The organism is Roseateles sp. PN1, from assembly GCF_038419725.1.
In the GTDB taxonomy this organism is placed as follows: domain Bacteria; phylum Pseudomonadota; class Gammaproteobacteria; order Burkholderiales; family Burkholderiaceae_C; genus Paucibacter_A.
On sequence record NZ_JBCARA010000015.1, the window covers coordinates 63,079 to 89,752 of the forward strand.

The window sequence follows — 26,674 nt, forward strand, 5'->3', positions numbered from 1 at the left end:
GGCCCTCTTTTAGGCTTCTACGATCATGCGGGTGCGCATTTCAAGGTGCAGCGCATGACAGAAGTGGGTGCAATAGCACCAGAACACCCCCGGCTTGTCGGCGATGAAGCTGACCGAGGCAGTTTCCAGCGGATTGACGATGAAGTTGACGTTGTACTTCGGGATCGCAAATCCGTGTGTCAAGTCTTCGATCTTGTCCAGGTTGGTCAAGATCAGTGTGACTTCGTCACCCTTCTTCAGCTTGAACTCGCGCAAGCTAAAGGCCGGTGCCTGGGAAGTCAACTTTACGGTGACCTTCTTGCCATTGCGGAATACGCCGGTTTCCTTCGGGTCCTTGATGGCTAGTGGGAACTCATCCAATGCATAGACTTGTTTAGGCTTGAGCAGGTCACGCTTGAAGATGATGAAGTCATGCGGTTCGCCGCGCACCGGGTGGTCGGCCAACAGGACCATCTTATCGCCGGAGATGTCGATCAACTGCTCGTTCTCGGGATGCAAGGGGCCTACGGGCAGGAAACGGTCCTTGGAGAACTTGCAGCCGACGGCCAGATACTTACCGTCCGCGGCTCGGGTCTCCGACTGGCTGGCGTTCAAGTGACCGGGTTGGTACTGTACATCGATGCGGTCAACCACATATTTGGCACTCTTGTCACCGGCATGGAACTTGATGGCGGCCTCGACATTCCACTTCACCACCTGGCTGTCCAAGAACAACGTGGTGTATGCGTTGCCACGGCCATCGAATGCGGTATGCAGAGGCCCCAAGCCCAATTCAACTTCTGCGACCACAGCCTTGTCAGGCGAGTCCAGCTTGCCGTCAAAATAGTCCAGCACCTTCGCGAGTTCAATCACGGTGCCTGTGGGCGAAAGCTTGCCCGCGCAAATGAAGTACTTGGCATCCGGGCTGGCATTCACGCCGTGCGGATTCTTGGGCACTGAAACATAGGCGGTCAATGCTGTCTTGGGGTCTTTGTTCGCCTCGTGGGTACCGTCGACGACAGGCACCTTGGAGTCACCATAGGTCTTGAACTTACCGGCTTTGACCGCTTCTTCGATGCGGGCAATATTGAAGAACAGGCAGGCGTCGCGCTCGGCGGACATCATGTCCTCGTACTTCGCGCCCATTTCGGTGTTGTATTGATTGGTGGCTGCCAACTTGCCGTCGTAGGAGGTTGCGGTCAGATCGCAATTGCCGTCAATCAGCACCTGCCAGCGCACTTCCATGCTCTCGGCGTCCACGCAGGTAAACAAGGACCGGTACTTGCTGCTGTCCTCAATTCCGGCATTGGGCAAGGGAACCGAGAACTCGGCGCCGCAGAACACACGCGTCGTGTAGTTAATCTTGGGGTCTACCGGGTCAGCCTTGTCCGGGAAAATGCCGTGGAAGCCCTGGACATTGGGCAGCTCGGTGATTTTGTCGCAGACAAAGTAGTCAAGGCGGATGCGGGCAATACGGCTGTTGATCTTGTCGTTGATCCAGGCGTAGCGGCCATCGTAGTTACCGTCTTTGTAGGACGCGTGCGTGTGGTGAGTGTCGGCGACTGTGTACTTGAGGCTGCCGTCGGCTTTCGTGCCCATGATTTTTTTGGACTCATTCGTGATGCCCCAGCCGACCAGCGCGTCAGGCACGAAGCACGGAATGCGGGTGATTTCACGACCGGAGGGCAGGCCCAGCACGCGCATGTCGCCGGTGTGGCCGCCACTCCAGAGGCCGTAGTAGGTGTCGAGTTCGCCGGGCTTCAGGTGCGTGGAAGAGCCGGCCCCACTGTGAGCCGGCGCCGCTCCGGAGGCAGCCGGACTTGCCGCGTTGCTGGCCGCCTTGTCGGTGCATGCGATGGCACCGATGCTCAGGCCCGCCAGCGCGGCGCTGTTCATGAAGCGGCGACGTGCCAACACGCCTCCGCTATTGCTTTCATTTTTTTTGTCTTGCTCGCTCATGATGTTCCTCTTCAGGCTGGGATGGACGTAGGTGGACCGCGCGCCGGGGGCGGCACGGTCGTGAACTGATGGGGGCTCGCATCGCTGCCCGAATGAGGCAATCGGCTGGCTTGGGGAGGGGAATGGGGAGATGCCACCACGCTGCAAGGCAATGGCCCACCCAGAAGGCAGTTGGGGCACTCAAGGGTTACGGACGCATGCAGAGCTAAGCCCGATTTTGCATCCGCATCGCCGCTTACTATCACCAGCTTGGCTTGTCCGCTGGCGGAGCAAACCCAATCAAGCTGGCCCGCATGCATCAAAGGCGCCGCACTGGCGATGCCCAATGCTGCAAGCAGCCAAGCCAAGACCCACGCTCGCAGGCAGCGATTGAATGGATAGTTAGGCATGGGTCGCAGAGGGGACGATGGTCATGGAGAAGTTGCTGGATTCTTTCCACTCGGCGTGCGCCCCGCCTTGAACCAAGTTAAGGAATTCAAATAAGCCCTGGAAGGGCGCAAATAAACGGATGTGCCCCTATCAAGGCTGGCCTAGGCTTCCTAGAATCTCATCGAGAACTCCTATTCGAAAGCTGATTGACATGAAATCCATGCGCCTCATTTGCAAGTCATTCGCCGTCGGTTTTTCTGCGACCGCCCTGCTCTACTTGGCGGGCTGCGGCCAAAAGGAGAGCGACTCAGTTGCCAGCACCTCCACGCCGTCAGCAGCCACCACAACGGTCGCAGCAGCGCCTTCCCCCGCCACTACCCCGCCCGAGAATGCGCTGGGCAAGTCGGTGTATGGCAAAACATGCGCCATGTGTCACGCTGCTGGCGTGGCCGGCGCCCCCAAGCCTGGTGACAAGGCCGACTGGGGCCCTCGCATCGCCCAGGGCAACGAGACTTTGTACAAGCACGCCATCGATGGCTTCACCGGCGCCAAAGGCATGATGCCCCCACGAGGTGGTGGCAGCACCTTGAGTGACGATGAGGTGAAGGCAGCTGTTGACCACATGGTGTCGCTGTCGAAGTGAGGGCGTAGCGTGAGCACAATGCCCTTGAAAACGGCCGGTCTGAAACGGCGCCAGTTGATGTCGCTTGTTCCCCTGCTGGGTCTGGCTGGCTTGGGCGTTGCTCAATCGAACGCTTTGCCTTCATTGCAGCAGCGGCGTGACTCACGCGCCCTACTCGGCACTCAGGTCGACATTGCCGTCGAAGGTCCAGATGCCGCCCGCCTGGTCTTTGCAGTGGAGAGTGCTTACCAAGAAATGGCGCGTCTCAGCGCCATGATGAGTCGCTACGACCCAGCCAGTGCACTCAGCGCCGTCAATCGCGCAGCGGGCCTGCGAGCTGTCGCGGTACCGCCCGAGTTGATGGCCGCGCTTCAGCAAGGGCAGCGCCTTCATCGTGAGTCGAACGGACTCTTCGACATGACTGTTGGCAGCCTCAAGAGCTGGCAGTTTGAAGTTGGCAATTTGGGCCAGGTCCCGGAATCACAGCAACTGGCGAATGAACTGAGCCGGGTCGGGGCCAATGGACTTCGGATCGACCCGTTAGCTGGCACTGCCGCCCTGCTTCACAAGGGCGCCGCCCTCGATTTGGGCGGCGTCGCCAAGCTCCCCATTCTCGCGGCCGGCTTACGTCGGCTTCAAGAGAACGGCATCGAAAACGCCTTGATCAACGGCGGCGGCGATGTGCTGTACAGCGGCAGTTGGCAGGGCCGACCGTGGCGAGTTGGGCTACGTGACCCACGACGTTCAGATCGACTATTGGGTGTCCTGCCATTGAGTGGTCAAGGCGTGTTGGCGGCCAGTGGCGACTACGAACGGTTCTTCCTGCATAAGGGCGAGCGCCATCACCACATTTTGGATCCCCGCAGTGGCCAGTCTAGCCAAGGGCCGATCAGCGTTCACTTGCTCGCCCGGGATGTCGAGTCAGTCAACGGACGGGGCGCGATCATCATGCTTGGCGGCACGTCGATGGCACGCCAGACGGTTGCGCAGCACGCGGAGCTTGAGTTGCTGGTCGTCAACCGAGACAGGTCAGAATGGCAAACACCCGGCATGCAGCGTGCGCTGAAGCGCGCTTGAGAGAGTCGTTTTGACGTCGCACCCCGCCACGCTTTCCTAGCGAGACACGAGCGCCACGCTCAGGCCCGGTCTATACGTCTTGCGAACGAAAGCTGCCATTCGACAGCCGACCAGCATCGCCTAGATCTCAGCCCGATGAACCTCGACAAAAAACTGGGCTTGATTTGCCCAGAAGGGCCAATTCCGGGCATTTTTCGCCCGGCACGGCCCTTCCAAATGGGCGAAATATGCCCATTGACTGGGCAGACCACGCATCGTTGGGCATGATTTGCCCGGTCAGGCCCTACCTTTGGGCGCTTTCTGCCCAGCAGGACCTATAGAAATGGGCGGAATGTGCCCTTTTCGTCGATTGTGAAGAGAAATTGTCAGGCATTTGCCGCCTCGCCGTGCGGCTTCGGGCAGTACGTTCATCTAACAGTGCTGTTGGCCCGCAAGGCGGGTTAGAGGCGATTCTGCCGACAAAAAAAGTGGGCGCGTCGCTCGTAAAAAAGGCGCTTCAAAAAGACTGTTACAAAATAGTTCCCAGACTGAGGAAAGCTACAACCCCGATGAACACTGAGCAAAACCCCGATTACAATTACTGAAACCGCACTGAAAGAATTTTGTAAGCGCAGTTGCGGGCCCTCGATCCTGGTGAATTCGGCCACCTCTTCCGACCATCCACAGCGTCCGTTATGGTTCCACGGGTTGGGCTGCTGACGGTTTATGGAGCTCGGATCCGCTGTCAGGCTATGAAGTGCGGTGATGAAACGACAGCCTCAGCCTGCAAACGCGCCACGGCATCTGCAGCCAGTTCGCGCTTGAGCACTTTGTTCGTCCCGTTCAACGGGAAAGCCTCGAACAACAAGAGGAAGCGCGGGACCTTGTAGTTGGCCATGCGTCGGCGTGACCACTGGTTCAATTCCTCTGCGCTCAGGGTGGCGCCGGGCCGCGGGATCACGCAGGCGCAGCCCACTTCACCCATGCGTTCGTCAGGCACACCCACCACTGCAACCTGCGCGATGGCCGGGTGCTCCGAAAGGAAGCGTTCAATCTCGGCGGGGTAGCAGTTGAAGCCACCGACGATGAACATGTCTTTGAGTCTGTCGGTGATACGCAAATAGCCCTGCGCATCCAACACGCCAACATCGCCGGTGTGCAACCAGCCTTCAGCATCGAGTGTCTCGGCCGTGGCCTTGGGGTCTTCGAAATAGCCCTGCATCACATGGTAGCCACGCAGTTGCACCTCGCCCGGCTCGCCGGGCGGGACAGGCAAACCGGCTTCGTCGACACAGCGTACTTCGGTTCCAGGTAGGGCACGGCCGCAGGTGCCCGACACTGTTTCCACGCTGTCCTCGGGGCTGCAGACGGTGGCGCAGCCGCCGCATTCAGTGAGGCCATAGGCAGTCGTGACCTTGTCGATCCCCAGCTCTTCCCGCATGCGCTGAATCAAGACCGGCGGCACGGTGGCCGCCCCCGTCACCGCGCCGCGCAGTGAACTGAGGTCGAAGCGTTTGAGTTCGGGGTGGGCCAGCATGGTGAGGAACAGCGTCGGCGGGCCGGGCAGAAAATTGATGCGGTCACGCTCGATACGCGCCAGCACCTTGTCGCCATCAAACACCTGCTCCGGATAGACCGTCGCGCCCTGAATGAAGGCGGCCACCCAGCCGGCCTTGTAGCCGAAGGTATGGAAAAACGGGTTCACGATCAGATAGCGATCGCCCTCGCCCAGGCCCACCACTTCCGACCAGGCCTTGAAGGCGCGGATCGTCGGGCCATGTGCTGCCATCACACCTTTAGGGCGGCCGGTGGTGCCAGAGGTAAACATCAGGTCGGCCGTGCTTTGGGCGCTCAGCTGGGCCTCTCGGGCCAGTACGGCGGCGGCGTCCGTCATCGCGGCGCGCGCCAAGAAGTCATTCCAGGGCAGATCATCCTGCGGATGGGCCTGCGGCTGGAAGCCATCGCGCAGCACGACGATGGTCTTCAGCGTTGCGGGCCGCACATCGGCCAGCAGCGCTGGGTAATACTGCCCCAGAAAGTTGCCGACGCAAAACAGCAGCTTGGCCCCGCTTCGCGACAAGATGTCCGCCGCCTCATCGCCCTTCATGCGCGTGTTCAGCGGCACCAGCACGGCGCCAGCGGCATGGCTGCCACAGGCGGCCAGAATCCACTCATGCAGATTGGGCGCCCAGACGGCGACTCTGTCCCCCGGCCCAATGCCCGAGGTGATCAAGGCGCGCGCTACCTGCTCGCTGCGCCGCAGCAGCTCTTCATAGCTGATCGAAATCGATTCATCGACGATGGCAGGGCGCTGGGGAAAGCGCGCGGCGGCCTGTCGGATCAAGGCCGGCAAGGTGGCCGGCAGGGAGGCAGGGCTGGTCAGGGAAGCAGTCATTGATCAATTCACTCCGGAAACTTCACGCGCAGCCGCTCACTGGTGGGCACGGCTTGGCAGGACAGGACCCAGCCTTTGGCCTGATCCTTCTTGTCCAAGGATTCATTCAGGCGCATATGCACACTGCCCTCAATCACCTGGCACATGCAGGACGCGCACATACCGGCCTGGCAGGCATAAGGCGGGTTCAAGCCGGCTGCCAATGCGGCATCAAGAATCGTCTCGCTGCCCTGACAGATCAGCTCATGGTCGACCCCGTCCAGACGCAAACCCAGCCGGGCCTGCGGCACGGCATCTGGCAGCAGTTCGGCCTGAGCCGCAGCGGCATTGGCAGCGACGACCTGCTCATCGGGCAAGGATGCAAACCGCTCGACATGCACCAAGTCCGAGGGCATCTCGATCGCCTGCAGCGCCGCCACGGCGGCATCCATGAAGGGGGCGGGGCCGCAGATAAAGGCTTGGCGGCCGTTGGTGCAGGAGGCTTTGGCTAACTCGGCCAGCTGCGCCACCGAGGGCACGCCTTGCACCGAGTCCAACCAATGAATCACCTGCAAGCGGGTCGGATGCGCGGCCGCCAGCGCCTTGAGCTCATCGCGAAAGATCACGGAGCGCTCATCGCGATTGGCGTAGAGCAAGGTGATGCGGCCCTGCCCTTGCGTCAGCGCCGAGCGCAGGATGGAGAACACCGGCGTGATGCCCGAGCCGCCGGCCAAGAGCAAAAAGTCAGTGTCCAGCGAGCGGGGTGTGAAAACGCCTGCGGGCGCCATCACCTCGATGCGGTCGCCGGCCTTGACCTTGTCGCAGATGTAGTTGGAGCCACAGCCACCCTGCACTCGCTTGATGCTCACCCGCGGCGCGGCATCCAACCCTGGCGCGCTGGACATGGAATAGCAGCGCAGCAACTGGCGCCCATCAACCGGCAGGCGCAGGGTCAAAAACTGACCCGGCGCATAGCGAAATTGGGTGGCCAACTCAGCCGGCACCTCGAAGACCAGCGACTTGGCATCATGCGTCTCGTCAATCACGGCGCTGACGCGCAGGGCGTGGTAGCGCGAGCCCCCCGCTTTGGCTTCTGCCATGCTCACAGCCCGAAACCCAGGATGGCGTTGTCGGCGTGTAGCTCTGAGCCGCTCATGACGCTGGAATCATCCGAGGCCAAAAACAGAATCAGCTGGGCGATGCGCTCGGGCAGATAGGCTCGCCCGCCGCGATTCTTCTTCGCGTCGTGCAACACCATCTCCGCCGTCACGCCCTTGGGCAAAGAGGCCTGCATCATCGGCGTGTAGATGCCGTCCGGGTGGATGGAATTGACGCGGATGGGGTAGCCCAGCTTGCGGCAATTCAATGCGGCGGCACGGGTCAAAGCGGCCACTGCAGCCTTGCTGGCGCTGTAGCCGGCATAGGGCTCCACCGGCAGCCAGGACGAGACCGAGGCCATATTGATGATGGAGCCGCCACCTTCCTTCATGGCCGCGATGCCTTGCTGGCAGCCGATGAAAACCGAGTCGGCGTTGACCTGCATCAGCCTGCGAAAGTCTGCGAGGCGACCGCGCTCCATATCGCCCGGAATCAGAATGCCAGCGTTATTGACCAGCACCTGCAAAGGGCCGAAATGCGCTTGCACTGCGGCGATCACGGTGGACCAGTCCTCCTCGCTGCTGACATCCTGGCGCAGGAATAGCGCGCGCTCGCCCAACTCTGCCGCGAGGGCTGCTCCGGCTTCGGCATTGATGTCGCTGAAGGCCACCTTGGCGCCCTCAGCCAGCAGCAGCCTGACGGCCTCTTGGCCAACTCCGCTCGCCCCGCCGGTGACCAGGGCCACCTTGTCTTGCACACGTCCGCTCATCCTGCTCACCCTCTGGCAACGATTCATTCAAGGCTGGCGGCGCGCCCAGCACGCCGCCCGGAAAACACACAATCAGCCAGCGACAGACCGCTGACGTAACGCGAGGAGGCCAGGCCAATGGCGCTGCGCCCAGCGGCGAACAGCCCAGGAATATCGCGTCCGCTCGCATCGCGCACATGGCCGTCCGCCTCATTGACCTGCAGGCCGCCCAAGCTCAACGTGGCCAGCGGAAACATCTTTTGCGTGATCGAGATATCGATGGCGAAGAAAGGGCCTTTGCGGAACTCATGCCGCATATCGACCGACTTGCCCAGCGGGTCCTCGCACTCACCACGCGCCGCCGCGTTCGCCCGTTCGACCTGTTCGCGCAAGGTGGAGGCATCGACCTCGATGCGCTGCGCCAATTCCTCCAGCGTGCGCCCCTTGCGCGCGACCTTGAACATCAAGGCCAGGGCCGGCAAGGCCTGGAAGGCCCAGAGCTTGCCGAACAGGCATTGGCGGACGGCCTGCCAGCGCAGGCTGCTGTCCAGGATCAGCCAGGCGCGGCCATTCTGATGCTCGACCATCTCATAGCCCAGCTTGGCGCCATAGACCTGCTCGTTGCAGAAGCGCTCACCCCGGGTGTTGACGACCAAGCCCTTGGGCCAGACTGAAGGCGGCGTGATGAAACGCCAGGCAGAGATATTGTTGAGATCCTGAGTGCTCGCGCCGACACTCTGACCCAGGCGCAGGCCTGAGCCGTCACAGCCGGCGCCACCGATGGCCCAACCCTTTTTGTAGTTCGGGGCATGCTGCATCAGCAGCTGCGGGTTGTAGACATAGCCGCCGGTGGACAGCACCACCGCACGGCGCGCCCGCAGCAGGCGCGGCTGGGCCAGTTCCTGCTCGATACGCGCCTGCTCGCGCCGCCCGGCTTCGGCGCGCCCGGGTTGGAACAAGCGCCAACTTGCAATCAGCGCGTCCAGTTGTTGGTGGCGACGCGTCTTCTCATGCCCCGCCGGCAATTGCCACACCTCGACGCCAACAATGCGGCCACTGGCCTGCTCACGCACCAGGCGGCGCACGGTGGTTTGGGTCAGAGGGCGAACACCGCAGCGCAGGGTCGAGGCCTGCAAGGCCGCATACAAGGTGGCGCCGGACTGACCCTTCGCGACAACGCGATGCCCGCGCGGCGCCGGCTTGCCGAAGGGCCCTTGGTAGGCCGGCACCACTTCATTGCCCGAGTAGTAGAGGTAGTAGCCGTCGGTGGGATACGAGGTTTTGTAGCTTGGCATGCGGGCATCGAAACGCGCACCCTGCGCCTCCAGCCACAGCAGATTGGCCACACTTTGCTCACTGAAGCGGCGCACGGTCTCCTCGGACACCACGCCATTGACCTCGTGTTTCAAGTAGTCCGCCATGGCCTGCGGCGTATCGGTGAAGCCCGCTTGCTGCTGGTAGGCGGTGCCGCCACCCGCATAGACCACACCACCCGAGAGTGTGCTGGCCCCACCGCCGCTGAAGCGGTCGATGACGATCACATCGGCGCCACTGGCGCGCGCTTCGATGGCGGCACTCGCCCCGGCCGCCCCCCAGCCTACGACCAGCACATCGGCGGAATCGCTCCATGCCAAGTCATCCACATGGGCAATATCCCTGGGCGCCTCGATGGGCGTGACAGTGCTGATGCGCACCTTCTTCTTCCCGCCGTCTTGCTGCTGCGTCTGCGCCATCGCCTCAGGCCCCCAGGAGATCGAGGCGTTGAAGCGCGATGGGTTTGCCCACCATGTGAGCGACGGCCCGGTAGGCGAAGGTCATGGCCGGCCCCAAGGTCGAGCCCGCACCGGGATAGGCCGGGCCCATCACGGAAGCGCTGTTATTGCCCACGCAATACAGGCCCTCGATGACCTGGCCCTGCTCGTCCAACACCCGGCCTTCACGGTCGGTCAGCAAGCCGCCCTTGGTGCCGATGTCGCCAGGAAGCAGCTTCATGGCGTAGAACGGCCCCTTGGCAATCGGGCCCAGATTCGGGTTCTTGCGGCGTGGGTCGCCGTAATAGCGATCAAAGGCATTGCTGCCGCGCCGGAAGTCCAGGTCCACTCCAGTCTGGGCGAACTCGGTCATCCGGGCCGCGCTGCGTTTGAGGCCGGCCGGGTCCACACCGATCTGGGCCGCCAACTCATCCAGCGTCTCGCCCTTCCAATACACCGTGCCCAACCAGCTCTTGCGCAGCTTGCTGTCGGGCACGGCCTTGCCCGGCATCATGGGACCGATGGGCTGCTGCTGGCGGAAGTCGGCATCAAAGATGATCCATGCCGGCACCGCACCACCCGTGGCCGCGTGGTTGGAAAACATGGCCTGTTGGAACTCGGGGTAAGGGCCAGATTCATTCAAGAAGCGCTCACCGCGGGCATTGACCACCATGCAGCCGGGCAAGGAACGCTCCACAAACAAGGCGCGGAACTTCTCTTCCTTGGGCACTTCCAGCGTCGGCGCCCCCCAGGTATGACCCATCAGATGCAAGGCACCGCCCACCGCCGCACCGGCGCGGATCGCGTCACCCGTATTCGCTTTGGGCGGCGTAGCCGGCCAGGCGGCGTCGGTCGGCTTGGGCAGGTATTGCTCGCGCATCTGCTGATTGCGCTCAAAGCCGCCCGCGCCCAACAAGACCGCGCGCCGAGCACGCACCGTCACGGTCTGGCCGTCGCGCAGCACGGTGACGCCACTGACGCGGCCTTGCTCAACAATCAAATCCTGCAGCGGGCTGTTCAGCCACAACTCAACCTTGCGCTTGCGCAGGGCCGCAAACAATCCACCCATCAAGGCCTGACCCCCGGTGAGCCGGCGGTCGCGCCGCGTCTTGCGGCGCCAAGGGTAGTCAAGAAAGTAGCGCAGCATCATGCCGGCCAAGGTGAAGTTGGACTTGAATTCGCGCGCCAACATCGAATGGGCCTCGAAGGCATTGATGTGCATGCGGCCCAGAATCAACTGGCCAGGGCTGGTCGGGCGCAGCTGGGCTAGGCCGCCCAGGCCTAGCTGAGCGGCGTTGTAGTCCACCGGATCCATGGTGCGTCCGCCCGGCAAGGCACCGTCCATCTCCGGGTAATAATCGCTGTACTTGGGCACGCAACGGTAAGGGATGCCGATGGTCTGCAGGTATTGCGCCATCACGCGCGCCGTCTCTACATAGGCCAGCACCCGGTCATCGCTGGCCAGTCCTTTGGCGCAGGCCTTCACGTACTTGAATGCCGCGTCAATGCTGTCGCGCAAGCCAGCCTTAGGCATGTCGTAGTTGTCGGGAATCCAGATGCCGCCGCCCGAGATGGCCGAGGTGCCGCCGACCAAGTCGGTTTTCTCGATCACCAAGGTCTTCAGACCCTCATCGGCCGCACGCACCGCCGCCAGCAAGGCACCAGCACCGGTCCCCACGACCACCAGATCGAACTCTTGTTCTTGCATGCGTCTTGTCTCCTCAAATCAGCGTCTTGGCGACTTCTTGTCGGCCGCCTCTTCACCCAGGGTTTATCCAGCCTTTGCCCAGCCAGTCACCGGCACGCCCGCATTGAACGGGCTGTGCCGCAAAGCCTCAGATATACGGGTCGGCGTTGGGCAGGCCCAGCATCACGCCACCGTGGGCACGCACATAGGCGTCGGTATTGTTGGCGATGTGGGTACGGCCCTGATGGATGTCGCGGAACACGCGCTCGATGGCATTGGTCTTGTAGGTCCCCGATGCGGCGCAAGCACGCATCAGCTCATCAATCGCCCGCCCCGTGACTTTGGGCACCGAGGAGGCCTGAGCCCGTTGCAGCAAACGCTCCTCCACCGGCATCTTGTCGCCCGTCTTGGCGCAATGGACGATGCGGGCATAGTTGCGGAACAACACCAGCTTGAGCTGGTCAGCCGCCATCATGGCCTCGGTCACAGCGGTTTGTGCATTAGGGTCTTCGGCCATCTTGTTGCCATGCTTGCCAATGTGCGAGGCCGAACGCTGACGGAAGTCCGCCACCGCCCCTTCCAACGCGCCGATGCAGGCGCTGGAGACCGCACGCTGAAAAACCTGGGTGAAGGGAATGCGGTAGAGCCAGCCGGGGTTGGTTTCGCGGCCGGGGCAGCCTGCATCGCTGTGATCGTTCGTGCGCTGCGTGCGGTGCTCGGGCACGAAGACGTCTTTGACGATGATGTCGTGGCTACCGGTGCCACGCAGGCCCAGCACATCCCAGTTTTCCTCGACCGTGTAGTCAGACTTGGGCAGCAAAAAGGTGGCGTGCTCCAGCGTTCCCGAGCCGTCCTTCTTAGGCAAGAGGCCCCCCAGGAAGATCCAGTCGCAATGCTCGACCCCGGTGGAGAAGCCCCAACGGCCGCTAAAGCGATAGCCGCCTTCAACCCGCTCAGCCTTGCCGGTGGGCATATAGGTGGACGCGATGCGGATGCTGCTGTCCTTGGCCCAGACATCTTGCTGCGCCGCCTCGGGGAACAAGGCCAACTGCCAGGGGTGCACACCGACGACGCCATACATCCAGGCGGTGGACATACAGCCCTCAGCCAGGGCCATCTGGACGGTGTAGAACACACGCGGGTCCAACTCGTAGCCGCCCCAACGCTTGGGTTGCAGCACGCGGAACAGGCCAGCCTCGGCCATTTCGGAAATCGTCTGCGTGGACACCCGGCCCTCACGGTCCGCGGCAAAAGCGCGCTCCGCCAGCTTGGGCGCCAGGGCCCTGGCGCGCTCAATCAAGGCGATGGCCTCGGGTGTCAGGTAGTCCTCGTTCAATGCAGTCATGCTGAGTCTCCGCTTGCCTCAGCGTCGGCTGGGCGTTGGTAATAGGCGTCAAGGTCATTTACCTTGCGTGCCACGCCATGGTTCCATTCGCGGGCCGGGCATTCATCGTCCGATCAGACTAACGCGGCCCCAGCACGGCGGCGTCTATTCCTCCAGACCGGCCGCCCTAGTCCTAGTGAGGGATACCCGGCGCGCCTATCGCAGGCATGCTGACGCCGCATCGCACAGGAGAGCCGGCATGGCGCAACACCCCACTCAAATCGACCCCAAGGACTTCCGGCGCGCCTTGGGCATGTTTGCCACCGGCGTCACCATCGTCACCACACAGGCTGCTGACGGCACACCGGTTGGCATCACGGCCAATAGCTTCAACTCGGTCTCGCTGCAGCCCCCCATGGTGCTGTGGAGCCTGGCCAAGAACGCCCGCAGCCTGCCCGCATTTAGCGAGGCCGAGTACTGGAATGTGCATATTCTTTCCAACGAGCAAGAGCCCTTGTCCAATCGCTTCGCGCGAGCCGGCGAAGACAAGTTCGCGGGCTTGACCCTGGATCAGGCCGACAACGGCATGCCGCTCTTGCCAGGCTGCAGCGCGCGCTTCCAGTGCCGCACCGCGTTTCGCTACGAAGGCGGCGACCACATCATCTTCGTCGGCGAAGTGCTGGCCTATGACAGCAGCGGGCTGCCGCCCTTGCTCTATGTGACGGGCAACTATGCGCTGGCCGCACGCAAGGCGGCGCCCGTTTCTACCGACCCGGCGGCCGACACCTCGCAAGCGCTGTACTCAGAGAATTTGATGGGGTATTTGCTGGGCCGCGCGCACTACCAATTCATGGGTGGCTTTCGCAACCGGCTCAAGGAGCGGGCCTTGAGCGACGCGGACTTCTTTGTGCTGTCCACGCTGTCCGTACAAGCGCCACTCTCGGCCAGCGCCCTGGCCGAGCATGTCAGCTACACCGGCATCGACATCGGTCCTTTGGCACTGGGCTCGCTATGCGAGCGCGCCTTGCTCGACCAGACCGAGGCCGGGCTTTACCAACTCAGCACCAGCGGCCGTGACCTCGTCTTGCATGTCTTGGCGGCGGCCAAAGCGGTCGAGGCCGACCTAGTTGGGCGCATGGGTGAAGCGGAGGCGGCATTGCTGCGCAATTTGCTCAAGCAGGCCATAGGCGCCACCGACCCCGGCCTGCCCAAGCTGTGGTCGGCCTGAAACCGACGCAAGGCTGTGGCTAGTCCCTCCAGACGATGCCGCCGCGTCGCGCCGCGGAAATCATTCTTTGTTGCCGCCCACGCCAGGCGGCAACGGCCGCTCACGCGGACCCCAAGCGCGGAACAGCCGAAACGAACATGAATCCAGCCATGCCACTCACATTCAACAGCCCCCCTATTCCCGAAGGCCATTACCTCGACATTGGCGAGATCGCCGGTGCCGCGCAGCGTGTTCACTATCACGACAGCGGCGAGGGCGAGGGCGAGGTGGTGATCTTTCTGCACGGCGCCGGCGGTGGAGCCAGCGGCTACAGCAACTTCAAGGGCAACTTCCCCGTGTTTGCCGAGGCCGGCTACCGCTGCATCGTGCCGGACCTGCTGGGTTATGGCCTGTCCAGCAAGACCGCCACGCCGACCGAGTACCACCTCGACTTTTTCATCGCCGGCGTCAAAGCCCTGGTCGATCAGCTGGGCCTCAAGCAAGTCACCCTGCTGGGCAATTCTCTCGGCGGCGCGGTCGCATTGGGTTATGCGCTCAAGCACCCCGAGGATGTGAAGCGCCTGATCCTGATGGCGCCGGGTGGCGTTGAAGAGTTCGACACCTATATGGCCATGCCCGGCATCGCCAATATGTTCGCCGTCTACCAATCCGGCAAGACCGGCGCCGAAGCCATGCGCTCGGTGATGGAGCGCCAACTCTGGGATTCGAGCCTGCTCACCGACGAGATCATCAACGAACGTGCCCCGATTGCACTGACCCAGACGCCGGCTTCACGCCAGCGCCTCTACGTGCCCAATATGACCACCGAGCTGGCCCAGCTGCAATGCCCGGTGTTCGGCTTCTGGGGTGTCAATGACCAGTTCAACCCGGTCAGCGGCGCCATGAAGCTGATGGACAACTGCCCGCAGGCGCGGATCGTGCTGGTGAACCGCTGCGGGCATTGGGTGCAGGTGGAGCACCGCGAGATGTTCAACCGCGCCTGCATCGACTTTCTGAGGAATGGCTGAAATGGAAGCTGCATTGATCCACGCACTAGGGGAAGAGCTGTTTGCCGCCCTGCGCCACGGCAAAACCTTGGCACCGCTGACCGAGCGCCATCCGGACATCCAGATCGAAGACGCTTACCGCATCTCGCTGCGTCTGCTGAGCTGCCGCGAGGCACAGGGGGAGCGCCTGATCGGAAAGAAGATCGGCGTTACCTCCAAGCCGGTGCAAGACATGCTGGGCGTGTTCCAGCCCGACTTTGGTTTCCTGACCGATGCCATGCAGGTGGCCGACGGCAGCACCGTTTCTCTTGCCGGGGCCGGCCTGATCCAACCCCGCGCTGAGGGCGAGATTGCCTTCATGCTCAAGTCCGATCTGCAAGGGCCGGGCGTGACTCGCGAGGATGTGCTGGCAGCCACCGCCTGGGTGGCGCCATGTTTTGAGATCGTCGACTCGCGCATCCACGACTGGAAGATCAAGATCCAGGACACGGTCGCCGACAACGCGTCTTGCGGCGTCTTCGTCATCGGCAGCCAGCACAGCGATCCGCGAGCGCTGGATCTGGCCGCTGCCGCCATGCAGATGTGGCGCAACGACGTGCCCGCCGGATCAGGCCTGGGCTCGGCCGTGCAGGGCCACCCTGCTGAGGCTGTGGCCTGGTTGGCCAACACCTTGGGCGCCTTCGGCATCCCCTTCAAGGCCGGCGAGATCATTCTCTCGGGCTCGCTTGCACCGCTGGTGCCTGCTGCCGCCGGCGACCGCTTCACCATGCAAATCGAGGGCCTGGGCGGCTGTTCGATTGCCTTTAGCGAGTAAAGCTCATGACACACAAGAAAATCAAATGCGCCCTCATCGGGCCGGGCAATATCGGCACCGACCTGCTGATGAAGTTGCAACGCTCTGAATGGCTGGAGCCGGTGTGGATGGTGGGCATTGACCCCGAATCCGACGGCCTCAAGCGCGCCCGCGAGTTCGGGCTCAAGACCACCGCCGAGGGCGTCGATGGCCTGCTGCCGCATGTCAAGGCCGACGGTGTGCAGATCGCCTTCGACGCCACCAGCGCCTATGTGCATGCCGAGAACAGTCGCAAGCTCAACCAGCTTGGCGTGCTGATGATTGACCTGACCCCCGCCGCCATCGGCCCCTTCTGCGTGCCGGCGGTCAATCTGGCCGCGCAGGCGGGCCAGCCCTCGTCGGGCAGTGCACTGCTCAAGGAAATGAATGTGAACATGGTCACCTGCGGCGGCCAGGCCACCATCCCAATGGTGGCGGCGGTGTCGCGCGTGCAAGCGGTGGGCTACGGCGAGATTGTGGCCACCGTCTCCAGCCGCTCGGTGGGCCCGGGTACGCGCAAGAACATCGACGAATTCACTCGTACCACCGCTGGCGCCGTCGAGAAGATCGGCGGCGCGGCCAAGGGCAAGGCCATCATCGTGATCAACCCGGCAGAGCCGCCCCTGATCATGCGCGACACCATTCACTGCCTCACGGTCGATGAGCCGCGCCAGGCCGAAATCGAAGCCTCGGTGCAGGCCATGATCAAAGAGGTGCAAACCTATGTGCCGGGCTACAAACTGGTCAACGGCCCCGTCTTCGACGGCAAGCGCGTCTCCATCTATATGGAGGTGGAAGGCCTGGGCGACTACCTGCCCAAGTACGCCGGCAACCTCGACATCATGACCGCCGCTGCGGCGCGCACCGCCGAACTGTTTGCCCAGGAGATCCTGGCAGGCAAGCTGACATTGAGCCCAACCGCGGCCTGAAGGAGCAGACACGATGACAAGCAAGAAGAGCGCACTCGACGGCCGCAAGATCACCGTTCACGACATGACGCTGCGCGACGGCATGCACCCCAAGCGCCACCAGATGACGCTGGACCAGATGCGGTCGGTGGCCTGCGGACTGGATGCAGCGGGCGTGCCGCTGATCGAAGTCACGCACGGCGACGGCCTGGGCGGCAGCTCCGTGAACTACGGCTTTCCTGCACACACCGATGAGGAATACCTCAGCACCGTGATCCCGCTGATGAAGCAGGCCAAGGTCTCGGCCCTGCTGCTGCCGGGCATCGGCACTGTCGACCATTTGCAGATGGCGCATGAACTGGGTGTGCACACGATTCGAGTGGCCACCCATTGCACCGAGGCGGACGTGTCCGAGCAGCACATTGCCTACGCCCGCAAGCTGGACATGGACACTGTGGGCTTTCTGATGATGGCCCATATGAACAGCCCCGAAGGTCTGGTCAAGCAAGCCAAGCTGATGGAAAGCTACGGCGCCAACTGCCTCTACATCACCGATTCGGCCGGCTATATGCTTCCTGAAGACGTCAAAGCTCGGCTCGGCGCGGTCCGCGAGGCCCTCAAGCCCGAGACCGAACTGGGCTTTCACGGCCACCACAATATGGCCATGGGCGTGGCCAACTCGATTGCAGCGATTGAGGTCGGAGCCAACCGCATCGACGCCGCCGCTGCAGGCCTGGGCGCAGGTGCGGGCAACACACCGATGGAAGTGCTGGTTGCCGTGTGCGACCGCATGGGCATTCAGACCGGCGTGGACGTTTGGAAGATTCAGGACGTGGCGGAGGATCTGGTCGTGCCACTGATGGACTTCCCGATCCGCATCGACCGCGACGCCCTGACGTTGGGCTATGCCGGCGTGTATGGCAGCTTCTTGCTCTTCGCCAAACGGGCCGAGGCCAAGTACGGCGTGCCGGCGCGCGAGCTGCTGCTGGAACTGGGTCGCCGCGGCATGGTGGGCGGCCAGGAAGACATGATCGAAGACACTGCCATCACCATGGCACGCGAGCGCCGCCTGCGCACGGCCTGAGTTCAGACGGTGACCGGTGCCTCGGTCAACACATTCATCAAGGATCACGCGATATGCACGCACGCGCTCTTCCGCCCTGCCCTGACGAGGCCAGCATCACCGCCCATCTGCAGGCCCAGAAGGCGGCGTTCTGCGCCGAAGGGCCGGTCAGCGCCGCCTTGCGACGTGATCGTTTGCAGCGCTGCGTGGCACTGCTGAGCAAACACAGCGACCGAATCTGCGAGCTCATCAGCGCAGACTTCGGCGGACGCCACCCCGTCAGCACCTTGATGATGGATGTGCAGGCGCCCATCGCGCAACTGAAGTACGCCAGCCGGCATGTGACAGGTTGGATGCGGCCGCAGCGCCGCGCCGGCCTGTTTCCCTTCAATCTCTTTGGCGCGCGCTCGGAATTGCGCTATCAGCCCAAGGGGGTTGTAGGCATCGCCGGCACCTGGAACGGCCCGCTCTTCATGCTTTTCGCGCCCCTGGCCAGCGTGTTTGCGGCAGGCAATCGCGCCATGCTCAAGCCATCGGATCTCTCGCCGCTCACCTCGGAATGGCTGGCCGAGGCCGTGGCCGAATACTTCGACCCGCTGGAGCTGAGCGTTGTGACGGGCGGCATCGCGCAAGCCCAGGCCTTCACACGCCAAGCCTTCGATCATCTGGTCTTCACCGGCAGCACCGACGTGGCACGCCAGATCATGCGCGACGCCGCTGCCAACCTGGTGCCACTCACGCTGGAGCTCGGCGGAAAATCACCAGCCATCGTCAGCCGCAGCGCCGACATTGCCCAAGTCGCCGACAAGATCGCCATGGCACGAGCCCAGAACGGTGGCCAGATCTGCGTCATGCCCGATACCGTCTACTTGCCGCGGGAAAGCATTGACACTTTCACCGCCGCCCTGCGCAAGCGCTGGGCCCAGATGTTTCCGCAGATCAGCGGCAATACTGACCTCACCAGCGTGGCCAGCCAGCGCCATCTGGAACGCATTGAAGCTTTGGTCGAAGAGGCTCGCGCCGCTGGCGCCACTGTCGAAAGCCTAGGTACAGCCGGCTCAGCCGCGCAGGACCGGCGCCGGCCACTGCGCCTTGTCATCAACGCACCAGTGGATTGCGCGATATCGCGCCTGGAAATCTTTGGTCCGGCCATGGCCATACAAGCCTATGACGACGTCCGCGAATGCGTCGCTCGAGTCAACGCCGGCGCACGTCCTTTGGCGCTGTACTACTTTGGCCGTGACAAAGCCGAGCAGGAATACGTGCTCGGCCACACCTTGTCGGGCGGCGCCTGTGTCAACGACGCGATGCTGCAGGTGGGTCTCAGCGATGTGCCTTTTGGTGGCATCGGCGCCTCCGGCATGGGGGTTTACAACGGCCCCGAAGGCTTTGCGGAATTCAGCCATCTTCGCGGCGTCTACCACGCCGGCTGGTGGGACCCACGCCACAGCCTGGGCTTGAATCCGCCGTTCAACAACAAGCTGTTGACGATGCTGCGCAAGAGCGTGCAGCGCGCCTGATCGCTACGAACCCGCTTCAAGCACCGGCCCAAGGCCGGTCAACTCGGCAGGCTAAAGCCCACTTCCTTCGTCTGCCAGGGACGTTGGCAACAAGGTTGCCAGCAAAGGAATCACGCTAGACGCTAAAGCCAGCATCAGCAGCGGCCCGAAGCCACTGCCCGGCTGGGCCAGTAGCTGACCGGCCAGGCCCGGCCCAACCATGGAACTCAAGGCAAAGGCCGCCGGCACCAGCAGTACGGCCCGTCCGCTGGCGTCACTGCGCGCAATCGCCGCGGTCTGGAATACGCAGCCGCAGGTGAAAGCAAACTCCCAGACCCAGGCGCCCAAGGCAAACGGCACAAAGCTGCTCGCTGAACCAAGCAGCAGCAGGCCAATGCCCACCCCGCCCAGCACCAGGGAAAACGCCGCCCGTCGGCCCAGGCGGTCACCAAACGCCGCCACGCTGAAGGCGGCCACACCGCCCAGCAACTTCAGCACCGCAAACACCAGGCCGGTCTCTGTGGGCGCGAGCTTCAAGCCAGCGCCAATGCGTTCCAGAAAGGCCCACAGGCCGATATTGCCGACCAAGAAAAAGAAGAAAACCGAGACACCCAGCCAGGCTGCAGCCGGCAGGCGCAAGCCGCTACGCAAGACCTGACCCTGCGCGTCATCGAACACGGGTGCCGGACGCATTGGCACCCACCATGCGGACATTCCAAGCAAGAGCACCACAGCCGCCACGGCCAAGGCGCCGCCGGCATAGCCAAAATGCGCCAGCACCAGAGGCGGCAAAGCAAACAAGACGGCGGCGGTCACTGACAGCTCCACACCTTGGCGCACACCGAAGGCGCGCACCTTGTTGGGAAGATCTGAAAGGATGCGCATGCCCAAGCAGGTCATGGTGGAGGCGAAGAAGCCTATGGCCGCCCAGGCCACATACATCGCCGGCAAGCTCCACACCCAGGCGCTGGCCGCAAAAGCCGAGGCCGTGCCGAGCGCGCTGACGGCCGTCAGCACGCGCCAGTCGAGCCGATTCATCCAGAACGGCGCCCCCAGCGTGCCCAAGAGATAGCCAGCAAAACAAATCGACCCCAACAAGCCGACCGTTTGTGCTGTGAGGCCAAAGCTGTCAGCCAGACTGCCCAACATGACCGGCAAGGAGTTGAAAGGCAGGCCACCAATGGTGGACGCCAAGCTGGCCGCGAGCATGAAGCCCAACAAGTGCCGATCCGCCATGGCTGGGCGCGTTGTGGAGAGGGATTGGGTGGCATCCATGCTCAGCCCGGCCTCACATATAGAGCATCACAAGGTCGTTGATGACCGAGGGACGATCCTGACCGACGACGTGGACATTGATCTCCAGCGTCATCTGCACGCCGCTCTTGAGCTGCTCGACCTTGGTCACGCGGCTGCGCGCGTGGATGCGGCAGCCCGAGGGCACGATGGCGGGGAAGCGCAGCCGGTCAGAGCCGTAGTTGACGATGTTGTTGAAGTCCACCACCTCGTAGTCCAGCGGCAGCTTGAGCCGGCTCACCAGCACCTGCACCAGCGCGCCATGGGCGATGGTGGTGCCGAAGGGACTGTCGCGTTTGGCCTTCTCGGGATCGGTGTGGATCCAGTAGTCGTCGCCGCTGAGCGCCGCGAACTGGTTGATGACGTCCTGGCTCACCTCAAAGGTGTTGGACCAGCCGGTGAATTCCTCGGAAATCAGCGACTTCATCGCCACGATGTCCTTGCAGCTGATCTTGCGCTTTGGCAATTCCTGCGTGGCCGGTGCCGGGGCTTGCTCTGTTGGCTCGTCCGCGCTGATCACGCCCGGATGGGCCGAATCGACGGGCGTGTAGCGCAGCAGCGTGACCTCGCCCGGCCGGTCGTCAAACACCGGGCGCAGGCGCTGACCGATCTGCACCGCCGCCGGATCGACACCGACCAAGGTGGTGTTGATGTGCGGGCCTTCGTCCAGTTCCACCACGGCCAGCATTTGCGGCATCTCGTCGCTGAACTCAGGCAAGGTCGGCACCCGCGAGACGGTGAAGGCGTACAACCGGCCTTCCCCACTGACCTTGCGCCAGGCCACATGGCGCGAGCCGCAGACCGGGCAATGCTGACGCGGGAAGAAGAACCAATGGCCCTGATCACATTGCTGAATTTGCACCTCGTGAGATTTCAAGGCATCCCAATAGGCTTGGGAGATCGGCGTTGGATGCGGCAGAGGCTTGTTCCAGGCAGCCATCATTCAGCTCCCTTCAGCACCAAAGCGCCCTGCTCGCTCATCACCCCGCCGGTGCCAGAGACATAGGCCAGATCGTGACGTGAGAGCTGGCGCGCGCCGGCGCGGCCCTGGATTTGATGCATGGCCTCAATCACCTGCGTCATGCCGCCGGCACTGCCGGTCTGGCCAAAGCTGAGTTGGCCGCCATGGGTATTCATTGGGAAATTGCCCTTGAAGGTGAAATCGTTCTCGCGCAGGAAGCGCAGCCCATCGCCCTTGGCACAGAAGCCTGCGTCCTCCAGCGTCAGCATGACGGTGATGGTGTAGCAGTCGTAGACCTGGGCCATATGCATATCGCTCGGCCGGTAGCCGGACATCTCGAAGGCTTTGCGGGACGCCGGGCCAATTGGCGTGGCCAGCATGTCAGCGGCATAAGTGGGCGATTTGCTGTGCACATGCTCGCCGCAGCCGACGATGTGCACCGGGCGGTGCTTGCAGCCACGGGCCTTGTCGGAACGTGTCAATACCAGCGCGCCGCCGCCGGCCACGGGCATCACGATCTCCAGCATGCGCAGCGGCTCGGCCACCATGCGTGAGTTCAGCACATCATCCACGGTGATGGGCTGGCCAAAAAACATCGCATCCGGGTTGTGGCAGGCATTGAAGCGCTGGTCCACGCAGATGCGCGCCAACGCAGCCGCGTCGTAGCCATGCGTTGCCGCATAGCGCTGGGCGATCATGGCGTAGCCGGTGTTCTGCGCCATATGCCCATAGGGCAGGTCCATCTCCGCTTCGGGCGCACCGTAGCGCGTGCTGTGACCACCAAAACGGCTGGCGCGCATCACTTCGGCCACATGGTCATCATGCGCCGAGGCCGGCGCCATACGCGCTGGGATGACGCAGACGACGGTATCGCACAAACCCATCTCAATGGCCGCCGCGGCGCGCCAGGCCATGGCCACCGAGCTTGCGCCCCCTAAGTCAACCACCTCGGCAAAGTTCAGTCGCACGCCCAGGTACTCACCCGCCATCGCCGGCACGAACATGCCGGCCTCGTGGAACTGCGCACTCGGCACGATCAGGCCATCGACATCGGCCAGCGAGAGCCCGGCATCCGCCAAGGCCAGGGTGGCCAGATCCGCCACCTGCTCCAGATGGAACATGCGTGGCGCACTTTGATACTTTTCTGGTTTGTACTGCGCCGCACCGACCAGTGCCGCCTTGCCTTGGAGTCCCATAAGCGCCCTTGGGGCCCCCTTGGGCCCTTGTAGTGTTGTATGACTTGATTGTCACCAGCAGAAGCCTCGGGCCATCGTCCGAGCAGACTAGCTAGGGCATTGGGAGTTCGCCCCCTTCATGCGCTGACCGCCGATTCGTCCTTTCGGACGATGCAGCGATCTGTAGACCGCAAAGAATCGCGCCCACATAGAAGGCCGCGGTTCGTTCGGCTGATGCATAAGGAGACTTGACGTGAGAACCCCCATCGGTGTGGCCCTGTCTGCACTCGTGGCCTTGGCCGCAATGCAGGCCTTTGCCTCGCGAGAGACGGCGCCATTGGCCGCCACCAAGCCCATCGTGCAGCGCATGCAGATCAATTCCCTGGCCCAAAGCAAAACGGCCATGCTGGCCGGTGGCGAGCTGGGTCAGCTGAGCTATTCCCGCGACGCCGGCAAGACCTGGACCCCCGCGGCCATTGACCAAAATCGCCAGGCCTCGATCAATCAGATCAGCTTCTCCGCTGACGGCTTGACCGGCATGGCGGTCGGCCATGAGGGCTGGATTCTGCGCAGTACCGATGGCGGCTTGGCCTGGAAGGAAGTGAACTTCCAGCAGCGCAATGGTGAACCCCTGATGAGCATCGCGCGCATGCCTTCCGGGGAGTGGATCGCCGTAGGCGCCTTTGGGCGCGCCATCAAGTCCAATGCCGATGGATCGAATTGGCAGGCGCTGGAGCTGCCGCCTTCTGTGGAGGACAAGCACCTCAATCGCATCACCGGCAGCGCAGATGGCCGACAGTGGATGATCGTGGGGGAACGCGGCCTGGTGCTAATTTCGAATGACAGCGGCGCAAGTTGGCGCGATTTGCCGCCCTTCTACAACGGCTCTTTTTACAACGTCGCCAGCTTGGTCAATGGCGGCTGGCTGGTCTACGGCATGCGCGGCAATGCCTTCCGCAGCAGCGACGGCGGCAACAGTTGGACCAAGGCACAGATCCCGGCCCCAATCTCCTTCTTTGCCCACAGCCAAGACGCACAAGGCCACATCACGCTGGCCGGCCAAGGTGGCATGTTGGCCCTGAGCACCGACGAGGGGCAGAGCTTCACGCTGCGGCGCGCCGGCATGCGCGCCACCCTCACCGACCTGCTCATCCAAGGCAAGGATCAAACCTGGATCGCCAGCAGCACCGGCCTGCACCCACTTCCCCCCGCCCCGGCTGCTGCCGTGAAAGTCGCTAACGCCGGAGCCTCGCAATGAGCGCCACTCGCCACCCTAAGAACCACCGCCCCGCGCTACTGGACCCGCTGATTGACGCCATGGCGCGCGCGCTGCTGCAGTGGCGCAAGCCCATCGGCATCGTCACCCTGCTCATCACCTTGCTGCTGGGTGCTTCGGCGCTGCGCACTCACTTGGATGCCGGCTTCAACAAGCTGATCCCACAGCAGCATCCCTATATGGCCGCCTTCCTCAAGCATGGCGCCAACTTCTCCGGCGCCAACCGCATCCTGGTCAGCGTGCACTGGAAGGGCGAAGGCGACATCTACAACGCGCAGTTTCTGAAAACTCTGCGCGGCGTCACCGACGAAGTCTTCTTCACCCCTGGCGTCAACCGCGGCCAGGTGTTCTCGCTGTTCACCGCGAACGTGCGCTATATGGAGATCACGGAGGAAGGTTTCACCGGCGAAGTGGTGATCCCGTCCCGGTTCACGGCGGACGCGGAAGGCCTGGCGCGGGTGCGCTCCAACGTCGCCAAATCGGGTCAGATCGGCCAGTTGGTGGCCAATGACCTGAAGTCAGCGATGGTGCGCGCCGACCTGCTCGACATCGACCCGCAGACCGGCGCCAAGCTGGACTACGCCCAGGTGGCCAAACGCCTGGAGGAGATCCGGTCCAAATTCGCCGACGCGCACATCGACATCCAGATCGTCGGCTTCGCCAAGGTCATGGGCGATGTGATGGACGGCTTGTTCACGGTGGTGAGCTTTTTTGCCGTGGCCTTCAGCATCACCGCCCTATTGCTGTGGCTGTACTCACGCTCGCTCAAACTTACCGTGCTGGCTCTGGTGGTGGCGCTCTTGCCGGTGGTGTGGCTGCTGGGTGTGCTGCCCGTGATCGGCTACGGCATCGACCCGATGTCCATCCTGGTGCCTTTTCTGATCTTCTCGATCGGCGTGTCTCATGCGGTGCAGATGACCAATGCCTGGAAGCAGGACGTGATGGCCGGCATGGGCTCCGAGGATGCAGCTGCCAACGCCTTCCGCAAGCTGGCGGTGCCCGGCATCGTGGCGCTGCTGACGAATGCGCTGGGCTTCATGGTCATCATGTTGATCGATATTCCCATCGTTCACGAGTTGGGCGTCACCGCCTGCTTGGGCGTGCTGCTGATGATCATCACCAACAAGATCATGCTGCCGGTGATCCTGTCGCATCTGAAGCTTGAGGGCGTCGCGCTGGCGCACAAAGACGGTGTCACGCCGCTGCACAAGCACTGGTGGGCGGTATCGGCCTTTGCCACCCCTCGGCCCGCCATCGTGGCATTGCTGGTCTCGGTCGCCTTCCTGGCCGCGGGCACCTACTACTCGCGCTTCCTCCAGACCGGCGACATTGGCTCCGGCGCTGCCGAGTTGCGCGCCGACTCTCGCTACAACCGCGACAACGCCGAGATCATCAAGAACTATTCGATCGGCATGGACGTGCTGTCGGTGTATGTTGAGACCGAGAACCTCCAGGAAGCCTGCCTGAACTGGCCGGTGATGAACGCCGTCGAGCGTTTCGATCTGGCCATGCGCGGCGTGGATGGTGTGCGCTCCATCAACACCGTGGCGGGCCTGGCCAAACTGGCGGCCAGCGGCAATAACGAGGGCAATCCCCGCTGGGCTGCACTGCAGCGCACCGAGGCCGCATTGCGCACCGGCGCCAAAGCCGCCAACCCTGAGCTTGGACTGAACTCCGAAGGCTGCAAGACCATCAATCTGCTGCTCTTCCTGAAGGATCATGAGGGCGCCACGCTCAAGCATGTGGTGCGCGAGGTGCAGAAATTCATCGACGCCGAGAACACGCCTAACCTCAAGTTCCGACTTGGCGGCGGAAACGCTGGCGTAGCGGCCGCCACCAACGAGGCGGTTGAACAAGCTGAGGTGACGATGCTGCTGGCCATCTTCGGCGCGATCACCTTGCTGTGCTGGGTGACCTTCAGAAGCTGGCGCGCCGTGCTGTGCATCGTGGTGCCGCTGGCCCTGGTGTCTATCCTGTGCAATGCCTTGATGGCGCTTTTGGGCATTGGCCTCAAGGTGGCCACCCTGCCGGTGATTGCCTTGGGTGTTGGCGTAGGCGTGGACTACGGCATCTATTTGTTCGAACGCCTGCAGCATGAAATCGAACATGAAGGTGCCTCGTTGCGCGAAGCCTTCTATCAGGCGATGCGACAGCGCGGCACGGCAGCCGTGTTCACCGCAGTGACGATGTCCATCGGCGTAGGCAGCTGGGCCTTCTCAGCCCTCAAGTTCCAGGCGGATATGGGCGTGCTGCTGGCGTTCATGTTCCTCGTCAATATGCTGGGTGCCATCTTCATGTTGCCGGCCATGGCCTATTGGCTGGGCGTAGGCAAGCCCTCTGCCGCCGATGAGCGCAAGCCAGTCAGCATGATCTTCAAGCACTGAAGCCGCGCAGGCTCGGCCACCGAGCCGGGCACGTGGCTCAGCAGACGGCTCAGCAGATGGCCCAGCAGGTAGCCACAAGTGCCGGCTGCGGCCATCTCCCTG

20 protein-coding genes are annotated in these 26,674 nt (G+C 62.9%); 10 read left to right on the forward strand and 10 right to left on the reverse strand.

The window, feature by feature from the left end; translation table 11 throughout:
- Window positions 1–9: 9 nt before the first annotated feature.
- Window positions 10–1,938 carry a TAT-dependent nitrous-oxide reductase gene (gene nosZ, locus AABB87_RS20115; protein ID WP_341973079.1) on the reverse strand — a complete coding sequence of 643 codons (1,929 nt, stop codon included), beginning with the start codon at window positions 1,936–1,938 and terminating at the stop codon, window positions 10–12.
- A gap of 589 nt (window positions 1,939–2,527) precedes the next feature.
- Here nosZ and AABB87_RS20120 point away from each other — a divergent pair.
- Together AABB87_RS20120 and AABB87_RS20125 are read left to right on the forward strand one after the other, a co-directional pair.
- Window positions 2,528–2,950 (forward strand): c-type cytochrome, encoded by a 423-nt coding sequence (locus AABB87_RS20120; RefSeq protein WP_341973080.1) that lies wholly within the window; start codon window positions 2,528–2,530, stop codon window positions 2,948–2,950.
- 18 nt (window positions 2,951–2,968) lie between these two features.
- Window positions 2,969–4,006: an FAD:protein FMN transferase gene (locus AABB87_RS20125; RefSeq protein WP_341973124.1), complete on the forward strand. Its 1,038-nt coding sequence runs from the start codon at window positions 2,969–2,971 to the stop codon at window positions 4,004–4,006.
- Window positions 4,007–4,730: 724 nt separating this feature from the next.
- Here the strand turns inward: AABB87_RS20125 and AABB87_RS20130 are convergent.
- The 6 genes from AABB87_RS20130 to AABB87_RS20155 all read right to left on the reverse strand — a co-directional run bounded on the left by AABB87_RS20130 (window position 4,731) and on the right by AABB87_RS20155 (window position 12,988).
- On the reverse strand, window positions 4,731–6,380 hold the full coding sequence (locus AABB87_RS20130) for a FadD3 family acyl-CoA ligase (protein ID WP_341973082.1): 1,650 nt from the start codon (window positions 6,378–6,380) through the stop codon (window positions 4,731–4,733).
- An 8-nt stretch (window positions 6,381–6,388) separates the two neighbouring features.
- Window positions 6,389–7,459, reverse strand: coding sequence for a ferredoxin--NADP reductase (locus AABB87_RS20135; RefSeq protein ID WP_341973083.1), 1,071 nt, complete (start codon window positions 7,457–7,459; stop codon window positions 6,389–6,391).
- Window positions 7,460–7,461: 2 nt separating this feature from the next.
- Window positions 7,462–8,226 carry an SDR family oxidoreductase gene (locus AABB87_RS20140; protein ID WP_341973084.1) on the reverse strand — a complete coding sequence of 255 codons (765 nt, stop codon included), beginning with the start codon at window positions 8,224–8,226 and terminating at the stop codon, window positions 7,462–7,464.
- Between the two features lie 23 nt (window positions 8,227–8,249).
- A complete protein-coding gene (locus AABB87_RS20145) occupies window positions 8,250–9,938 on the reverse strand; it encodes an FAD-binding protein (protein ID WP_341973085.1) in 1,689 nt (562 codons plus the stop codon).
- Between the two features lie 4 nt (window positions 9,939–9,942).
- A complete protein-coding gene (locus AABB87_RS20150) occupies window positions 9,943–11,664 on the reverse strand; it encodes an FAD-binding protein (RefSeq protein ID WP_341973087.1) in 1,722 nt (573 codons plus the stop codon).
- 127 nt (window positions 11,665–11,791) lie between these two features.
- Window positions 11,792–12,988, reverse strand: a complete 1,197-nt coding sequence (locus tag AABB87_RS20155) for an acyl-CoA dehydrogenase family protein (RefSeq protein ID WP_341973088.1) — start codon at window positions 12,986–12,988, stop codon at window positions 11,792–11,794.
- A gap of 238 nt (window positions 12,989–13,226) precedes the next feature.
- Here AABB87_RS20155 and AABB87_RS20160 point away from each other — a divergent pair, with 238 nt between their 5' ends.
- The 6 genes from AABB87_RS20160 to AABB87_RS20185 all read left to right on the forward strand — a co-directional run bounded on the left by AABB87_RS20160 (window position 13,227) and on the right by AABB87_RS20185 (window position 19,504).
- Window positions 13,227–14,195 (forward strand): flavin reductase, encoded by a 969-nt coding sequence (locus AABB87_RS20160; RefSeq protein ID WP_341973089.1) that lies wholly within the window; start codon window positions 13,227–13,229, stop codon window positions 14,193–14,195.
- A gap of 149 nt (window positions 14,196–14,344) precedes the next feature.
- On the forward strand, window positions 14,345–15,202 hold the full coding sequence (locus AABB87_RS20165; RefSeq protein ID WP_341973090.1) for an alpha/beta fold hydrolase: 858 nt from the start codon (window positions 14,345–14,347) through the stop codon (window positions 15,200–15,202).
- 1 nt (window position 15,203) lies between these two features.
- On the forward strand, window positions 15,204–15,995 hold the full coding sequence (locus tag AABB87_RS20170) for a fumarylacetoacetate hydrolase family protein (RefSeq protein WP_341973091.1): 792 nt from the start codon (window positions 15,204–15,206) through the stop codon (window positions 15,993–15,995).
- A gap of 5 nt (window positions 15,996–16,000) precedes the next feature.
- On the forward strand, window positions 16,001–16,942 hold the full coding sequence (locus tag AABB87_RS20175) for an acetaldehyde dehydrogenase (acetylating) (RefSeq protein ID WP_341973092.1): 942 nt from the start codon (window positions 16,001–16,003) through the stop codon (window positions 16,940–16,942).
- 13 nt (window positions 16,943–16,955) lie between these two features.
- Window positions 16,956–18,005 (forward strand): 4-hydroxy-2-oxovalerate aldolase, encoded by a 1,050-nt coding sequence (gene dmpG / locus AABB87_RS20180; RefSeq protein ID WP_341973093.1) that lies wholly within the window; start codon window positions 16,956–16,958, stop codon window positions 18,003–18,005.
- A gap of 53 nt (window positions 18,006–18,058) precedes the next feature.
- A complete protein-coding gene (locus AABB87_RS20185) occupies window positions 18,059–19,504 on the forward strand; it encodes an aldehyde dehydrogenase family protein (RefSeq protein WP_341973094.1) in 1,446 nt (481 codons plus the stop codon).
- Window positions 19,505–19,555: 51 nt separating this feature from the next.
- Here the strand turns inward: AABB87_RS20185 and AABB87_RS20190 are convergent, their stop codons facing one another.
- Genes AABB87_RS20190 through AABB87_RS20200 form a run of 3 tightly spaced genes read right to left on the reverse strand, consistent with a single transcriptional unit; the run spans window position 19,556 to window position 22,933 of the window.
- Window positions 19,556–20,758 (reverse strand): MFS transporter, encoded by a 1,203-nt coding sequence (locus AABB87_RS20190; protein ID WP_341973095.1) that lies wholly within the window; start codon window positions 20,756–20,758, stop codon window positions 19,556–19,558.
- Window positions 20,759–20,771: 13 nt separating this feature from the next.
- Complete coding sequence (locus AABB87_RS20195; protein ID WP_341973096.1) at window positions 20,772–21,719, reverse strand: bifunctional OB-fold nucleic acid binding domain-containing protein/MaoC family dehydratase; 948 nt, start codon at window positions 21,717–21,719, stop codon at window positions 20,772–20,774.
- On the reverse strand, window positions 21,716–22,933 hold the full coding sequence (locus AABB87_RS20200; protein ID WP_341973098.1) for a thiolase family protein: 1,218 nt from the start codon (window positions 22,931–22,933) through the stop codon (window positions 21,716–21,718). Before AABB87_RS20200 ends, AABB87_RS20195 begins: the two co-directional genes overlap by 4 nt.
- Window positions 22,934–23,165: 232 nt before the next feature.
- Here AABB87_RS20200 and AABB87_RS20205 point away from each other — a divergent pair, with 232 nt between their 5' ends.
- Both AABB87_RS20205 and AABB87_RS20210 read left to right on the forward strand, forming a co-directional pair.
- Window positions 23,166–24,170, forward strand: coding sequence for a WD40/YVTN/BNR-like repeat-containing protein (locus AABB87_RS20205; RefSeq protein ID WP_341973099.1), 1,005 nt, complete (start codon window positions 23,166–23,168; stop codon window positions 24,168–24,170).
- Window positions 24,167–26,572 (forward strand): efflux RND transporter permease subunit, encoded by a 2,406-nt coding sequence (locus AABB87_RS20210; protein ID WP_341973100.1) that lies wholly within the window; start codon window positions 24,167–24,169, stop codon window positions 26,570–26,572. Before AABB87_RS20205 ends, AABB87_RS20210 begins: the two co-directional genes overlap by 4 nt.
- Window positions 26,573–26,674 lie beyond the last annotated feature (102 nt).

What these genes read in the sequence shown, in the direction of transcription:
- nosZ (WP_341973079.1), bottom strand. Translation starts at nt 1,938, where the DNA reads ATGAGCGAGCAAGACAAAAAAAATGAAAGCAATAGCGGAGGCGTGTTG.
- AABB87_RS20120 (WP_341973080.1), top strand. Translation starts at nt 2,528, where the DNA reads ATGCGCCTCATTTGCAAGTCATTCGCCGTCGGTTTTTCTGCGACCGCC.
- AABB87_RS20125 (WP_341973124.1), top strand. Translation starts at nt 2,969, where the DNA reads ATGCCCTTGAAAACGGCCGGTCTGAAACGGCGCCAGTTGATGTCGCTT.
- AABB87_RS20130 (WP_341973082.1), bottom strand. Translation starts at nt 6,380, where the DNA reads ATGACTGCTTCCCTGACCAGCCCTGCCTCCCTGCCGGCCACCTTGCCG.
- AABB87_RS20135 (WP_341973083.1), bottom strand. Translation starts at nt 7,459, where the DNA reads ATGGCAGAAGCCAAAGCGGGGGGCTCGCGCTACCACGCCCTGCGCGTC.
- AABB87_RS20140 (WP_341973084.1), bottom strand. Translation starts at nt 8,226, where the DNA reads ATGAGCGGACGTGTGCAAGACAAGGTGGCCCTGGTCACCGGCGGGGCG.
- AABB87_RS20145 (WP_341973085.1), bottom strand. Translation starts at nt 9,938, where the DNA reads ATGGCGCAGACGCAGCAGCAAGACGGCGGGAAGAAGAAGGTGCGCATC.
- AABB87_RS20150 (WP_341973087.1), bottom strand. Translation starts at nt 11,664, where the DNA reads ATGCAAGAACAAGAGTTCGATCTGGTGGTCGTGGGGACCGGTGCTGGT.
- AABB87_RS20155 (WP_341973088.1), bottom strand. Translation starts at nt 12,988, where the DNA reads ATGACTGCATTGAACGAGGACTACCTGACACCCGAGGCCATCGCCTTG.
- AABB87_RS20160 (WP_341973089.1), top strand. Translation starts at nt 13,227, where the DNA reads ATGGCGCAACACCCCACTCAAATCGACCCCAAGGACTTCCGGCGCGCC.
- AABB87_RS20165 (WP_341973090.1), top strand. Translation starts at nt 14,345, where the DNA reads ATGCCACTCACATTCAACAGCCCCCCTATTCCCGAAGGCCATTACCTC.
- AABB87_RS20170 (WP_341973091.1), top strand. Translation starts at nt 15,204, where the DNA reads ATGGAAGCTGCATTGATCCACGCACTAGGGGAAGAGCTGTTTGCCGCC.
- AABB87_RS20175 (WP_341973092.1), top strand. Translation starts at nt 16,001, where the DNA reads ATGACACACAAGAAAATCAAATGCGCCCTCATCGGGCCGGGCAATATC.
- dmpG (WP_341973093.1), top strand. Translation starts at nt 16,956, where the DNA reads ATGACAAGCAAGAAGAGCGCACTCGACGGCCGCAAGATCACCGTTCAC.
- AABB87_RS20185 (WP_341973094.1), top strand. Translation starts at nt 18,059, where the DNA reads ATGCACGCACGCGCTCTTCCGCCCTGCCCTGACGAGGCCAGCATCACC.
- AABB87_RS20190 (WP_341973095.1), bottom strand. Translation starts at nt 20,758, where the DNA reads ATGGATGCCACCCAATCCCTCTCCACAACGCGCCCAGCCATGGCGGAT.
- AABB87_RS20195 (WP_341973096.1), bottom strand. Translation starts at nt 21,719, where the DNA reads ATGATGGCTGCCTGGAACAAGCCTCTGCCGCATCCAACGCCGATCTCC.
- AABB87_RS20200 (WP_341973098.1), bottom strand. Translation starts at nt 22,933, where the DNA reads ATGGGACTCCAAGGCAAGGCGGCACTGGTCGGTGCGGCGCAGTACAAA.
- AABB87_RS20210 (WP_341973100.1), top strand. Translation starts at nt 24,167, where the DNA reads ATGAGCGCCACTCGCCACCCTAAGAACCACCGCCCCGCGCTACTGGAC.